The 13,372-nt window shown below is 59.3% G+C and carries 15 protein-coding genes; 11 read left to right on the forward strand and 4 right to left on the reverse strand.

All coding sequences use genetic code 11. The features are described from left to right. Nucleotides 1–73: 73 nt before the first annotated feature. The 3 genes from RX328_RS18090 to RX328_RS18100 all read left to right on the forward strand — a co-directional run bounded on the left by RX328_RS18090 (nt 74) and on the right by RX328_RS18100 (nt 2,393). Complete coding sequence (locus tag RX328_RS18090; RefSeq protein WP_213255837.1) at nt 74–574, forward strand: hypothetical protein; 501 nt, start codon at nt 74–76, stop codon at nt 572–574. Between the two features lie 69 nt (nt 575–643). Then, on the forward strand, nt 644–979 hold the full coding sequence (locus tag RX328_RS18095) for a hypothetical protein (protein ID WP_213255830.1): 336 nt from the start codon (nt 644–646) through the stop codon (nt 977–979). Nucleotides 980–2,054: 1,075 nt separating this feature from the next. Further along, nucleotides 2,055–2,393: a hypothetical protein gene (locus RX328_RS18100; protein WP_213255828.1), complete on the forward strand. Its 339-nt coding sequence runs from the start codon at nt 2,055–2,057 to the stop codon at nt 2,391–2,393. Nucleotides 2,394–2,980: 587 nt separating this feature from the next. Here the strand turns inward: RX328_RS18100 and RX328_RS18105 are convergent. The 4 genes from RX328_RS18105 to RX328_RS18120 all read right to left on the reverse strand — a co-directional run bounded on the left by RX328_RS18105 (nt 2,981) and on the right by RX328_RS18120 (nt 4,724). Further along, nucleotides 2,981–3,613, reverse strand: coding sequence for a hypothetical protein (locus RX328_RS18105; protein WP_213255827.1), 633 nt, complete (start codon nt 3,611–3,613; stop codon nt 2,981–2,983). Nucleotides 3,614–3,901: 288 nt separating this feature from the next. Beyond that, nucleotides 3,902–4,132: a hypothetical protein gene (locus RX328_RS18110; RefSeq protein WP_213255825.1), complete on the reverse strand. Its 231-nt coding sequence runs from the start codon at nt 4,130–4,132 to the stop codon at nt 3,902–3,904. Next, a complete protein-coding gene (locus RX328_RS18115; protein ID WP_213255823.1) occupies nt 4,132–4,422 on the reverse strand; it encodes a hypothetical protein in 291 nt (96 codons plus the stop codon). The genes RX328_RS18110 and RX328_RS18115 overlap by 1 nt, the downstream gene beginning before the upstream one ends. Nucleotides 4,423–4,544: 122 nt before the next feature. Further along, on the reverse strand, nt 4,545–4,724 hold the full coding sequence (locus RX328_RS18120; RefSeq protein WP_213255821.1) for a hypothetical protein: 180 nt from the start codon (nt 4,722–4,724) through the stop codon (nt 4,545–4,547). Between the two features lie 709 nt (nt 4,725–5,433). Between RX328_RS18120 and RX328_RS43740 the strand changes: the two genes are divergently transcribed. The 8 genes from RX328_RS43740 (at nt 5,434) to RX328_RS18155 (ending at nt 13,311) form a co-directional block, all read left to right on the forward strand. Further along, complete coding sequence (locus tag RX328_RS43740) at nt 5,434–5,601, forward strand: Arc family DNA-binding protein (protein ID WP_213255819.1); 168 nt, start codon at nt 5,434–5,436, stop codon at nt 5,599–5,601. A 176-nt stretch (nt 5,602–5,777) separates the two neighbouring features. After that, on the forward strand, nt 5,778–6,680 hold the full coding sequence (locus RX328_RS18125) for a hypothetical protein (RefSeq protein ID WP_213255817.1): 903 nt from the start codon (nt 5,778–5,780) through the stop codon (nt 6,678–6,680). Then, entirely contained in the window at nt 6,677–7,222 is a 546-nt protein-coding gene (locus RX328_RS18130) for a hypothetical protein (RefSeq protein ID WP_213255815.1), read from the forward strand. The genes RX328_RS18125 and RX328_RS18130 overlap by 4 nt, the downstream gene beginning before the upstream one ends. A gap of 59 nt (nt 7,223–7,281) precedes the next feature. Further along, complete coding sequence (locus tag RX328_RS18135) at nt 7,282–8,469, forward strand: tyrosine-type recombinase/integrase (RefSeq protein WP_317258772.1); 1,188 nt, start codon at nt 7,282–7,284, stop codon at nt 8,467–8,469. A 310-nt stretch (nt 8,470–8,779) separates the two neighbouring features. Beyond that, nucleotides 8,780–9,637, forward strand: coding sequence for a hypothetical protein (locus tag RX328_RS18140; protein WP_317258773.1), 858 nt, complete (start codon nt 8,780–8,782; stop codon nt 9,635–9,637). Nucleotides 9,638–9,689: 52 nt separating this feature from the next. Further along, a complete protein-coding gene (locus tag RX328_RS18145) occupies nt 9,690–9,965 on the forward strand; it encodes a hypothetical protein (protein WP_213255809.1) in 276 nt (91 codons plus the stop codon). Between the two features lie 1,164 nt (nt 9,966–11,129). Continuing rightward, entirely contained in the window at nt 11,130–11,492 is a 363-nt protein-coding gene (locus RX328_RS18150; RefSeq protein WP_213255807.1) for a hypothetical protein, read from the forward strand. A gap of 661 nt (nt 11,493–12,153) precedes the next feature. Further along, nucleotides 12,154–13,311: an epoxide hydrolase family protein gene (locus RX328_RS18155; RefSeq protein WP_213255805.1), complete on the forward strand. Its 1,158-nt coding sequence runs from the start codon at nt 12,154–12,156 to the stop codon at nt 13,309–13,311. Nucleotides 13,312–13,372: the final 61 nt, after the last annotated feature.

Genomic DNA, 13,372 nt, shown 5'->3' on the forward strand with positions numbered 1-13,372 from the left:
TTAACACAAAAACGGGCCGAGGTGAAGTCGCAGCTTCACTCGCTCGGCCCTGACCCAAGCCAAGGAGCGACCCATGGCCGAAGCTAGCCGCGTGCATAGCACGCCACCCCTAAGCACGTCCTTAAACAACATCGCCGAGCCGACCGCCACCTACTGCGTCGATACCTCCCGGCGCCGATTCCTTTCCCAAGCCGCAGCGGTGACCGTTGTAGGCGCCGCCCTCGCGACGGCTCCCTCGCAGCCTGGATCGGCCGCTGTCGCCGGGCAAGCCCCTGATCCAATCCTGGAAGCCATTGAGACGCACAAAGCAACCAGTGCCAAATTGGTTTCGTGGGTCGATCGCTATGGCAGGCTCGAAGATGAGCTACCGGCGGAAAGGCGTCGCTCCGACATAAGCAACGAGGAAATAGTCGAGACTGACGATCCTAGATGGATCGAAGGAGAACGAGAGGTTGGCCTAGCCTGGAATGCCGAGACCGCTGCCGCATGGGCGCTTCTCGAAGCGCTCCCCACCAAAGGGCTTGCTGACGTTGATCGATCACGCCGTATCCTACGGCGAGAAGTGGCCGGATGACTGGCGGGTCGGCTTGCTCGAGAACATCGCCGAGGCGCTACCGCAACTCTGGCCCGAAGGAGCGTCGGCATGAGCGAGCATCAACTCATCACGCCGCGCCGCAACTTCCTGATCCGGGCTCTCGGCTTCACTGCCGCCGGCGTCACAATGCCGATCCCCATCGTGACGCTTGCTGATGCCAAGGCCAGAATGGAGCACCATAAGGCCCAGCTAATGCGAGCCTGGTCCGACTACTACGCCGGTGCGAAATGCAGCGTTCAAGGCAACGAAGTCGAGCCGCACTACGTCCACCAGGACGGCGGAAGTGCCTGCCTGGTCTTCTACTGCTCGCAGGAAATGAACGAGCAGGCCCGCCGGTTCACGCTGGCGGGCCTCTGCCTTCAGGCGCTCGGTTTTATCGCCTGAGGGCGGCCTTACTCTCGGCTGGTGGTCCACGCTTGCTCGCCGCAGTCGCACTTGTACATGCGAAGCGTGTAGCCGTTGCGGGGATCAAGTATTTATGAAGGAGCTTTGGCTGAATTCCGCACCGGCCGCACCGAATGGTGGGCACTTCTTGAATCTGAACAGGATTCGCGCTGATCATACGCTGCACTCCGACTGGCGGGAGCACTGTAGCGTCTCTCTGTCACCGATAAATACCAAACTGACCGCGCGGTGATGGCGAACCTTAGACCTTTTGTCCGGTTCCCGACAGATCAAATTAGCCACTACTAAAATCAAATTAGGCCAGTGAGCCCGGAAACAATACAGTACAGGGAACCCTTCAAGCCGCGCTGGAGATCGAGGCCGGCGCCAAACATTGGCTCGCCGACAGTACGACGCGGCGCAGGAGCGGGGAGAAATCGCCAAGGCATCGGTTCGAACAGACATCGTTCCCAAGCAGAACGATGTTCGACCGGCCACAACTGCCGACATCGGCCTCACGCACAAAGACTCCACGAAGCTCGGCTCATCCGAGACGCGGAGGCCGCAGACCCAGGCATCGTCCGGCGCAGCATCAATGAGAAGCTGGCGCAGGGCGAGGAGCCAAACGGACCCTTGATCTAAATCAAGTGGGCTTGGCTTTCTAGGTCGACGGTTTCAATCTCGGGCCGGCGCGGCCGAGCGGCGCCCGGAGTGCCTAGGAGTCCGGGCGCCGCAACGAAGTGGCCCGCGGGGCTGGACGCTCTCTGGCCACTCGGTTCGTTGTAGCGCGCCGCTCCAGGCTCGCACGTCATGGGCGTGGCAGGCCGCACTTCACGGATCAGATCAGCGCTCGCTACCTACGCCCACCAGAGGGATCTGCGGCCATTGCGCTTTCAGCAGGGCGATCGTGGCTGGCGTTGCGCGCCAACGCCATTGAAAATCATGCCGGCGAACTGTGATCAAGGTCACCGCCGCCTGAGATGGTTCATGCGATATTTCGAACATCGCAGATCTGGGCACTCTCGCCGCCGCAGCGCGGCAAAAGCGCAGAACGCCCGCAAACGTGGAGATGAATATGAAGACGTTCATCGCCGGTACAGTCGGCGCCTGCCTTTTGCTCACTATTGTTGGCGCTGGCGACCAAGCGCAGCCAGCTCCTGAAGTACAGCCGGGGAACGTGACACCGGGCTCGTTGGCGCGCCTCAAGCTTGAAGCCGTCAGCTTCCGCGCTCTTCACGAGACCGGGATTGATCGGTTTGGTTCCGACGAAGTCTACGTGACCATCCACGTCCCCGTGCTTGGTGTCTCAACCCGCACCCAAGTATTCGAAGATGTTGACGCGGGCGAGCATTCCGCTCGATCAGAGCTGCATCGTTCCAATCGCGGGCGTGAGTGGGCCAGCCTTTCCCCTTAACGGCGGAAGCGATCGATGGAGCTGCTCCCGAGACGGCGCTCCCGGTCCGTTTTCCTTCACGATTGTGTTCCGCGAGAGGGACGACTTGCCCGAATGCTTTATTGGTTGCGTGTATGACCCTGGGTTCGGGCCGGGTCAGGAACCCGGACCAATCGAGGGCTGGGATGATCTGATCGGCCGGCACAAGGTGGGTATATTCGATGGAGGAACTGACCGCACTGCAGGTGGGTCAAGTCAAACAAGAGAGCGTAACGCTCGGTCCCTGCATCCCCACTCCCGATAAACCGGTGAAGGGTTGCAGGGGCTATGAGGCCGAGTACCAGTTCAATTGGCGCCTAACCCGCCTGCCCGATGCGGAGCCAGTAGTGAGTCCGGTAACCCGCCTGCGTGAGCCAAGTCCGCGAGAGTAGTATAACTCGGCGGCCCAGCCCGCGGCTCGCAAGTTCTCCATCAGCGCGAAGCGCTCGCCGGCCACCACTATGATCTGTGCTGGCTGGATAGAAGGCCGCAGCGGTCATCCTTAGGCCATGACTACGCCGGTCGTGGTCGTGGTCATGCTGGTCCTGCAGTCTTGCACCCGCCCGACTTTACACATTTGCCGGCGGTGGCGGTTTTGGGCGCGTCTGCCGGACGAAATACTCATCTGCCTTGATGGGCAGGGGAGAGCGCGTGAAGTCGGCCTCCCCCGTCACGAACATGTCTTCGACGCTTCTGGGGCCGCTGCTGCCCCCGTACGTGGCCAGGCCGGTCCAGGTGATGCGCGCGGCGCGGGGCAAATGCTCGCCGCTGCTGATCGCGAGGACCTGGGCGTTTCTCATGGTTCCCGTGGTGTAGAAGAACTGCGTTGAGTGGCGCTCGTAGACACGTCCCCGGAAGGGGGTCAGATAGAGCTTGTTGACCATGAACCAAGTTTGCTCGATGGGGTCGTGGCCGGTCAGATGATCCCTCACCGTCACCGTCGCCAAGTGTCCCACGACGAGGACCCGGTTCAAGCCGAGGTCGGGGCTGGCGTACCGCCACTCTGCGTCGGCTTGCTGCTGGGGCGTGATGTTGGCCCAACCGTACCAGACCCGCGCCACCGGGCAGCCGACCACGCCCACCGGCCTCACGCAGTCCAGCGACTGCGGTGGCAGCGGTTCGACATACAGTCCCCCGGAGGAGTCTTTATAGACGATGGCGACGACCTCGCCTGCAGGACACTCAGGCCCCTGTGTGAGCACGGTGATTATTCCTCAAGGCACTCTCGGATCAGTTTACACCTATATTTTTCGGCGGTCGCCGCCGGCCCGCGATCGGCGCCATCGTGCGTTAAAGGTGCATTTCGTGAAAAGATTGCGAATGGAATGAAATTCCCACTAAACGGGAATTCCCCGCGGAAGTGCTGGCTTGAGCGGCCTCGCACGGTTTTGCCATTTTGTCCCGGTACGAAGATTAGGCGCTCTCGGATGGGCGCGCATGAAGGGGACGGCTCTGGCGCAACCCCCCAGCCCCGCGCCAGAGCCGTTTCGTCACGTGCCCATGCGCGCCGGCTCAAACAGCGGCCTGATATCGGCGCCGTGATGGCCGCAAATCTTACACGTAAATTTTGGCTCCAGATCGGACAAGCGAAGGTCGTTACCCCAGCGGCCGGCGTCGATCACAATGGAATGCGCGCACTTGTAGTCGCCGCAGTAGACGATGAGCCGGGTAGGGCCGGACTCGCGCATCTCACGCAGAGTAGTCTTTTGCTGACGTTGCATTAGTCGCAGCGGCGACGCTCCCTGCGCGTGATCCTGCGGCCGTCGTCCCGTTCAATCGTGGTAGTCTCCATCCGGCAGCGCTGTCGTGGGCCGATGGTGACACCGCCTGGACGGACGCCAACTGTGGCGTTGGAATCATAACGCCGACGGTCCCTATCGTCGCGGTCTTCGAAGTGCCGGCCGGTCTGCATATCGACTTGGGCCATCTTGACGCCCTGGGCCTTGGCCGGAGTGGCGAGCGGGGTAGTCGTCAGCACACCTGCCGCCACGACTAAAGCGATTTTCATCATGGGGAGTCCTCCTTGGACTTGAAGAGGCGTAACGGGCACGAACACTGAGGGGTTCCACAGGCATTGTGTGGAAGGCGGCTTGGATTCGCGCATCTGGCCGAAGTGATTTCATGGTCGTCTTGTCAGCGTTCTGTCCGCATGTATTCGCTGCGCTCAGAAACCAGCCGCAGATCAGGATCGGCACTCAAGGATTGCGACGTTTGCAGCCGTGCCGGGCTTTTTTGGGGACGCTCCGCGATGAGAATCCACCCAATCACGAGGAAGGCGCACAGGGCCGCTACCGTCCAAGGATCCCGCATCATTTGCGTGCTCCTTATTCGCGTATCAACGTTCCGATCAGGTTGAGCAGCGCCTGGTGCTCCGGACCGTTCGCACCGTCCCGCAGGAATTTGCCGATTTCGATGTACGAAGTCTGTCCCCCTTGAGTTTGCATTCGGCTGATGCTTTACCACTGGCGTGTTGGAAACCGGGTGGCGTACCAAAAGCCAGATGTCGCCGTTGCTGCTCTCGTAATAGACCCGATCGCTCATCACGAGCTAATAGGGCTAGCGCTGTTCGGTTCCTGTCTCTAGATCGTGGCGATCTTCTTCGGCCGGCTTGACGGGCTTCCTCGCGCAACCGGAGCCGGAGAAGAAGCCAGCGACGATCGCTCGGGTCGGGGCAATAAGCGCGCCTGATCCGGTCGGGATTGCAACGAGGAAAACGGCCCGGCCATAACCGCCGGGCTTTGTTCACGGGTAACGACGGGCGATGGCTGGCGTTCGCGGCGGCCGAGCTTGCCGGACAACACCTATGACGTGGTGCTCTGATGGTGACTCGCAGCACGAGCGAGGGGGCCCGCCGGTTGTCGGCGGGTTTTTCGTTTGGCCACGATAAACCACGGGTGTGGCGGGACGGTTACAAAGGGCAATTTGCCCATCCGTCCCGCTTGCGGCCCCCCGGGGGTTTGTTCAAATCTGATACGGCGCGAGTGTCATTCAGCATCCAGCGCGGTTTTGCGGAGAGTGTCACATGGATTCTAAGATTGAGTTTGAACGCCAGCTAGTGCGGCTTCCTCGCGACGCGAAAGACTTCATCAAGCGTGAGGCCGAACGAAATTGCGGTAGTCAAAACAGTGAGATCGTCAGAAGTATTCGGGCCAGGATGGACGGTGAGAAGCGGGATAGGGCGGCTGGCTAATGTCTCGCGGCGCAGACCTTCAAGCAAGGTGACGTCACCAAGGCCACCAAGGGCGCGGAGAGAGCCGGCCTGAAGGTGCAGCGCGCAGAAATAGCTGCAGATGGACGTATTGTCCTAGACTTCACCCAGCGGGCTGAGAACGCTGCTCAAGACGTCAACGAGTGGGACGGCGTGAAATGAAGCGCAAGAACCCGCCGCACGTTCACGAGTACACCAATCGCCACGGCAAGGTTGTTTTCTACTATCGTCGTCCCAGCCAGAAGAAGGTCCGGCTAAAGATCGACGAAGGAGTGTTGCCTTGGTCGCCGACCTTTATGGAAGCCTATGAACTGGCGAAGGGCGCGGGAGCGCCGATAGAGCTAGGCGCCGGGCGCACCATTCCAGGCACGGTCAATGCATCGATCGTCAGCTATTATCACTCAAGCGCATTCAGGGATGGTCTCGCCAAGAGCACCCAGTATAGTCGGCGCGCGATTCTCGAGCGCTTTCGCGGAGATCATGGCGACAAGCGCGTCGCGCTGATGCACAGCACCGCGCTCCAGAACATCTTCAACAGCAAGTCGCCGGCAGCGCAGCGCAACTGGATGAAAGCGCTCCGCGGCTGGGTCGACCACTGCCTCAGCCTCAAAATGATCAGGAAGGATCCTCTGGCCGAGGTGAAGCTAACCAAGTTGAAAACGCGCGGTCACCACCCATGGGAGTCGGCCGAGTGCGAGCAATTCGAAAAGCACCATGCCGTCGGAACGCGGGCGCGCTTGGCTTACGAGTTGTTGCTCCAGGCCGGGCAGTCGCGATGCGACGTCGTCCGGATGGGACGGCAGCACATTCGCAAGGGCGTAATGACCATGGGCCGGCAAAAGACCGGCGAGCCATTCAACGTCGAGATCACGCCGCGACTTCAAGCGGCGATGGACGCCATGCCGGCGAGCAATCCTCTGACGTTCATGGTCACGGCGCAGGGCAATTCGTTCACGGCGGCTGGGTTCGGCAACTGGTTCCGAGATATGTGCCGAGAGGCGAAGCTGCCGAAAACGGCCTGCGATCGAAGGGAGGGCGAGGGAAGAGTGCGCCGAAGGTGACGGCGCAGGACGCGGCGAATTTGTTGATTGCAATCGCTGGAACGGGAACTAGCGGCATTGAGTCGGCCGCCGCGATCGTCGAGCGGTTCTCGGGCCTTGGGTACAGGCGTCGTGCAGATTGGAGGGCCCTCATCAATGACGAAACCCCGGCGGAGATGGCGAAGGCGATAATGGAAAGACGAGAGGTTGATTTGATGACCTTGCCGGGCATGGAAGGCCTCCGAAGCGATCATTCGTTTCGCGACGGGCTAACTGCTTTTATCGAGGCTGTGCGGCAGCAAAGGATCACGTTCAAGAAGCGCGACGCCAGTGACTTGGCTCGCGCGTATGTCTCGGTGGAGGGGCAAACCTTCGTTAGGGCTGGAATCTCGATTTCCATGGCCGACGGCACTCGTGCCGACGCGTGGTACGAGCCCAGTGGAAAGCGCGCAGAGTATTCTGATCTGCATTGGAGACAGACCTTTTCACACCGTACGATTTCAGCCGTTACCAATTTATTGAGGCCGGCAGATGTGCGCTCCGCAAAATCTAAGGCTGCCTGATGTCCCGCGGCGCGCAGACCTTCAAGCAAGGCGACGTCACCAAGGCCCTCAAGGGCGCGGTGAACGCCGGGCTGAAGATCAAGCGCGTCGAGATCGATAAAACCGGCAAGATTGTCCTGTTCACCGGAGCTGCAGGCGAGCCGACCTCAGCTAACGAGTGGGACGAGGTGGCGAAGTCAAACAGCGATATCCTAAATACACTCACGGATTCGTCGATCACGATGGCACACCGCGTTTGTATCTGCGTGTACCGGGCCGCAAGCGCGTGCCGTTGCCCGGGCTGCCATGGTCCCCGGAGTTCATGGAGGCGCGCCAGAAGGCGCTGGAGGGCGATTGGCAGGCGGCGCCATTGGGCTCCAGCCGAACCAAGGCTGGCACCGTCAATGCGGCGATCCATCAGCTATTATCAGTCGACGGCATTCGTCGAGGGACTTGCCGAGGGCACCAGGAAGTCTAGGCGGGCGATTCTTGAGCGGTTTCGGAACGAGCACGGCGACAAACGAATAGCGCTGCTCCACAAGTCAGCGCTACAGGCGATCTTGAATAAACGGTCCGCCGCCGCCACCAAGAACTGGAAGAAGGCTCTCCGCGGACTTCTCGACCACTGCCTGTCGCTGGACATGATAGCGACAGACCCTCTGGCCGGTATCAATCTGACGAAGGTGAAGTCGAAGCCGCATAGACGATGGACGCCGGCTGATATTGAGAAATATAAGCAGCGCCATCCGCGAGGAACGAAAGCACGGCTTGCATTGGAACTGATCCTGTCGACCGGGCAGGCGCGCTGCGACGTTGTACGGATGGGTCGGCAGTTCGTCGAGGCTGGAACGCTATCCATGAACCGGCAGAAGACGGGCGTGGCGTTCGATATTCCGGTGCTACCCTCTCTCAGCGCTGAACTCGATTTGCAGTCACAAAGCGATCGGCATCTGACGTTCCTGGTGACCGAGCAGGGTAAGCCGTTCACGGCTGCCGGCTTCGGTAGCTGGTTCCGCGATCGCTGCGATGAAGCTGGTCTGCCGCTATGTGCTGCGCATGGTCTGAGATCGGCGGCGGCGACACGCCTGGCAGATCACGGCGCGACCGCGCACCAGCTCATGTCGTGGTTCGGCTGGCGCACTCTGAGCGAAGCCGAGCGATACACCAAGGAGGCCGATCGGAAACGCCTCGCGGCAGAGGCGGGAAGGCTCATTGCAAGAACAGGAATTGGCAAACCGGAAATCCAGTTTGCCAAAAAAAGAAGATAAGTCATTGAAAAGTAAGAAAGCGAAAACATGAGTGGCGATCCCAGCAGGATTCGAACCTGCAACCCACGGAGTAGAAATCCGTTACTCGGATCGCTGGAAAATACCCGGATCGGCGTGCGTTTAAGCGGTTCGATAAACCGCAATCCGCTGCTCTCACAGTTAGGGCCTTCATCGTCGGTGCGGGAGCGCTCAAAATAACCGTTGCGCTTCAAAAGGCCGATATTCCCGCACTTTCGACTTAAGCCGTTGCGATCATCAAATCGCTGACTTTGGGTCCAACTTGAATATCTCGCATCGCTATAAGAAACTCATGGCGGTTGGCATGCCTCAACGAATGACTCGGCTCGCGCTCTACGAGCGCGTCTGGTCAGGTCCTCTGACTGTCTTAGCGCCGCAATTCGGCATTTCCGACGTCGCCCTCAAAAACACCTGCCGCAGATTTGAGATCCCGGTGCCCCCGAGAGGCTATTGGGCCAAGCTTCAAGCTGGCAAGACCACCACCAAGATCGCACTGCCACCGCGGGCGCCTGGCATGGATGATGAGGTCGTGGTCGGTGGTGGCAACCGCCACTGGTACGGTCAACTGACCAACGAGGAGATCCTGGGCCCGCTGCCTGAACCACCCTCGTTCCCGGAAGACATCGCACTGGTCCGTGATCGGATCCGCAAAATCATCGGCAAGGTCAGTGTTCCCAGGGTGCTGACTGCCCGGCATCCCTCCATCGAGCGCCTCCTCGCTGAGGACGATACGCGCCAGCAAAAGCAGCTCAACTCAACCCACCCCTTCTCTTGGGAGATGCCGGTCTTCGAGGGGCCTTTTGAGCAACGCCGGCTCCGTTTTCTCAATGCATTGTTCTTGGCGCTAGGCAGATGCGGCGGCAAACCCGAGGTTAGAGGCCGAGAAGCGCGGGAGATCGGCGTCGCCGTCCACCAGACCCGAGTGGCCCTGACGCTCGATAGACCGCCAGCGGGGCGGCGTAAGGCCGCCCAGGGGGCGCCAGTCTCGGAGCACTTGTGCTTCGCTATCCTTGCCGGATACGACCGTGAGGAACGGGCGTCCTGGCAAGGCGGGGGAGGGGCAAGCTTGAGCAATTCTCCAGGAGATCGCTGCGGAGGTCGTAACCTCCGCCGAGATCATTTGCCGCGAAAGCTGTATCCACAAATTTGAGTGGCGCATACGACGCAAAGCAACACTGGAAGAGGATGCTCGCAAACGCGAATTGCAAATCGAACGCGAAGAGCAAGAATATCGAGAGCGAGTTGAACAGGCAAAGATCGATCGCCTGCTTGATGAAGCCGTTGCGTTGCGACAAGCGATGGATATCCGCGCTTATGTTGATGCCGTGAGAGCTGTTCTCGCTCACGAAACCACTTCGATTTCGGCGGAGAAATTGGAGCGGTGGTCGAAATGGGCGCTTGCCGCAGCAGATCACATTGATCCCGTGAGAAATGCCCATTTTATAAGGGCTTTTGAGATTGACGGTGACCCGAATTAAATGGGGATGCAATGTGGGGCTTTCAGAACGCGATATAGATAACATAATAAATACAAATGCTTACAGAAATAGTTGGCGGAAGGGGCCGCCGCAGTGGTAGACCTGTTATTGTGAAAACCTTAATACAAAGACTTAGTTAGCCGCGTCAGCGCATCTGCAAAGTGCGGGCTCAGCCCCAGGCCAACTGAGCTTGCCAAAGGAAAGCAAGCAGGGGCTACCCGCCAGGCACAACAGAATTCGACCCTGTCACCCGAAACTGTCTCCCAGATTCTCTTGCCTTGCGGCATGGCGTCAATCTCATCTCTTTCGGCCGCGTCTTGCGAAGGTCTTGACCACGGGCAACTCTTAAGCACAGCCTCGTGCCAGGCACTTCAGAGTGCGATTGAGACGTCGGCTAATGGGCAACATCTGCCAAGCCTTGTCGTGGTCGAAGCGATCTACTGTTATTAATTGGTGCCATCATCACCCCAATCGCGGGCTCGCGACGTGTGCCCGCGAGAGTAGAAAGATGCATAAGAGCCGTCGCTGACTCAACCCAGCGACGGCTTTTAAGTGTGGCGCTGGCCGAGAGCGCAAATTCCCTGCGACTTTCGTTCTTCTGCCCTTACGGGAAGGTTCAGGTTTCTCAACCCGACGGAATTCAGGAACTGACCGGAGACAGCGTTGCGGCTGTCGTCCCACTGTTGCTCATCGCTTCTAAACGCGGCTTTCGCTAAGTTACACGCACGGATGGCTGCAGCGGCCGAGCAATTCTGGCATCGCTGCAAAGCGATTTCTTACCGAGATGGGCTGGTTCACTCAGCAAGGGGATCAAGAGCGATCGCGCAAACAGCTACCAAGAGCGATACTGAAATCCAATAGTTTGTTCGCGCGCCAGGCTCTCTGCGTCACCCCAGATCTGGTTTCGTCAGGGTCCCTTGGCACGTCGCATCCATCGAAGTCCCGCTTCCATAATTGTAGGTCAGGAGGCACGCGGTATCGCACGGCGGAGTCTGATTAGCTAGTTCCCCGTTGGAACCGGATTAAGTGCATGGCCCCGTATGCGATACAGATTTCTGTTATTGAAAGGGCCCATATCACCTTTGAAACTTGCGAATAAGCAGATAAAGAGTTGTGTCGTTCGTCTATTCGTTACAAACATTATTGAATTCGTAGGGAGCTAACATGATTACGATAGTCCCGCGGACCGCAGGTCTGCGAGGCGCAGGGCGGGTTGAAGATCCTAGTACAGCGGGCATTTCTGAAGGCGTTGAAGCATCTCAGCAATTCGACGGAATTGATTGGTCGGCAGCTGCTCCCTCCTGGGCTTCAATGATTACCGGCCTTGTTCTGCCGTCCCTTGCTGTAGTCGCCCTCGTTGTTTTCATCGATTACGCGCTGTGCTGGCTGTTTGGATCGTTAATTAATGATTCTTGGAGCGTGGCGCCTTGGCTGCTTCCGATGATGATGCTTCCGCTCGCGCTGATCTGCGCATTTGGCTGCGGTAAGATCTTCCTGCATCTGAATCGGCCGTTGCAAACTCGTTAAATCGACCCTGTTGGTTCTCCGAGTTTTTGCGCCCCAGCGCCGGGGGTCGAGCAACGAGCGATCGGCGGGGGTGGTCGGGTTGTGTAGCCGATGTCCGTTGTGGCGAGGTGCGCGGCATGGGCCGCGGGGGTACCGTATTTCGGCGACGAGGGAGGCCGCCGAATATTGCTGTCGGCGATCAGTCAACGATCTTGCGTGAGCGTCCTCAAGATCGAAGAACAGGCTCTCGTTGGGTAGTTCATCGCGCATCCGGCTATCGCTCGATGAAGCCGTTTTGCATCAACTTTCCGGTTCGATGAAGTGCCAGTCGATGTGTCCTTGCTCCGGGCGAGCATGGCGTTGCAGGTGAACTCAGTGGCATGGAAATCGAGAAGATCCTCCCTGTAGAGGAGACGATCGCGCGCGCCGGTGAGGACGACGAGGATGCCAGTTGTGGGCAACGACACCCTTAGGGAAGATAGGCGAATTCCTCCCGAGCAGCGCCTCTCAAGGATCAGGACATGCAGAAGGGCCGGCGTACGGAAAACGGGCGGCTCGTGGTGCGCAGAGAAGTCGGTCTTGCGTGAAGTGCGAATGTGGACTGACGGACATTGAATGCAACGAGCCGACTCCTGCTCCACGTCACTTCACTCAGCTCCGGCTATGACATTGGAAATCTCCCATGGGTACAGAAATAAAGCCTTATCGCATTTCGGTCGGCGATGACGTCCTTGACGATCTTAGGTCGCGGCTGCGCAACACGCGCTGGCCGGAAGCCGAACTGGTCGACGACTGGAGCCAGGGCGCACCGCTGAAATGGATCAAGGGCATTTGCAGCTACTGGGCTGAGGAGTACGATTGGCGCGGACGCGAGGCGCGGCTCAATCGTTTTGCGCAGTTCACCACCGAGATCGACGGGCTCGACATTCATTTCCTGCACGTTCGCTCGCCGCACCCGGAAGCGATGCCGTTGCTCATCACGCATGGTTGGCCGGGCTCGGTGGTCGAGTTTCACAAGGTGATCGAGCCTTTGACCGATCCGACCGCGCATGGCGGTAACGCCGCTGACGCCTTTCACGTCGTTTGCCCGTCACTGCCGGGCTTTGGCTTCTCCGAGAAGCCGAAGACAACCGGGTGGGGCGTCGATCGTATTGCATCGAGCTGGGCGGTGCTGATGAATCGCCTTGGATATGGGCGATACGGTGCGCAGGGCGGCGATTGGGGTTCGGCGATCACCACCGCGATCGGTGCACAGGACGCCGAACATTGCGCTGGCATTCATATCACGCTCGCGATGTCGGCGCGACCCAACGTGGAGGGGCAGCCCACGCCAGAGGAAGAGCGCGCGCTGAAGAGCATTCAGTATTACGCCGATTGGGATTCTGGATATTCCAAGCAGCAATCGACCCGACCGCAAACACTCGGTTACGCTTTGACGGATTCGCCAAGTGGGCAGGCTGCGTGGATTCTGGAAAAATTCTTGGCCTGGACCGATTGCGACGGACATCCCGAAAACATCCTTGGCCACGATGAACTGCTCGACAACGTCATGCTCTATTGGGTGACGGCGACTGCCGCCTCCTCAGCTCGCTTGTACTGGGAGAGTTTCGGGCCGAAGCGCCGGACGCCTCACAAGGTGACGGTGCCGACCGGTGTTGCCGCCTTTCCCAAGGAGATCGTCACGCCGGTACGAAAGTGGATGGAAGCGAGCTATACGAACATCCAGCACTGGAGCGAAATGCCGAAGGGCGGTCACTTCGCGGCTTTCGAGCAGCCGGACCTGTTCGTGCGGGAGGTACGGGAGTTCTTCAGGACATTGCCTAAACCGCCGGTTTCATAATCAGTTCGGCTACGTCTGGCCCATTTTTTGACGCATCCCTGCAACGGGAAACAGAAGCGCC

Source organism: Bradyrhizobium sp. sBnM-33 (assembly GCF_032917945.1).
Lineage (GTDB): Bacteria > Pseudomonadota > Alphaproteobacteria > Rhizobiales > Xanthobacteraceae > Bradyrhizobium.

Excerpts from the sequence above, each read along its gene's own strand:
- RX328_RS18090 (WP_213255837.1), top strand. The coding sequence starts at position 74 with ATGGCCGAAGCTAGCCGCGTGCATAGCACGCCACCCCTAAGCACGTCC.
- RX328_RS18095 (WP_213255830.1), top strand. The coding sequence starts at position 644 with ATGAGCGAGCATCAACTCATCACGCCGCGCCGCAACTTCCTGATCCGG.
- RX328_RS18100 (WP_213255828.1), top strand. The coding sequence starts at position 2,055 with ATGAAGACGTTCATCGCCGGTACAGTCGGCGCCTGCCTTTTGCTCACT.
- RX328_RS18110 (WP_213255825.1), bottom strand. The coding sequence starts at position 4,132 with ATGCAACGTCAGCAAAAGACTACTCTGCGTGAGATGCGCGAGTCCGGC.
- RX328_RS18115 (WP_213255823.1), bottom strand. The coding sequence starts at position 4,422 with ATGATGAAAATCGCTTTAGTCGTGGCGGCAGGTGTGCTGACGACTACC.
- RX328_RS18120 (WP_213255821.1), bottom strand. The coding sequence starts at position 4,724 with ATGATGCGGGATCCTTGGACGGTAGCGGCCCTGTGCGCCTTCCTCGTG.
- RX328_RS43740 (WP_213255819.1), top strand. The coding sequence starts at position 5,434 with ATGGATTCTAAGATTGAGTTTGAACGCCAGCTAGTGCGGCTTCCTCGC.
- RX328_RS18125 (WP_213255817.1), top strand. The coding sequence starts at position 5,778 with ATGAAGCGCAAGAACCCGCCGCACGTTCACGAGTACACCAATCGCCAC.
- RX328_RS18140 (WP_317258773.1), top strand. The coding sequence starts at position 8,780 with ATGGCGGTTGGCATGCCTCAACGAATGACTCGGCTCGCGCTCTACGAG.
- RX328_RS18150 (WP_213255807.1), top strand. The coding sequence starts at position 11,130 with ATGATTACGATAGTCCCGCGGACCGCAGGTCTGCGAGGCGCAGGGCGG.
- RX328_RS18155 (WP_213255805.1), top strand. The coding sequence starts at position 12,154 with ATGGGTACAGAAATAAAGCCTTATCGCATTTCGGTCGGCGATGACGTC.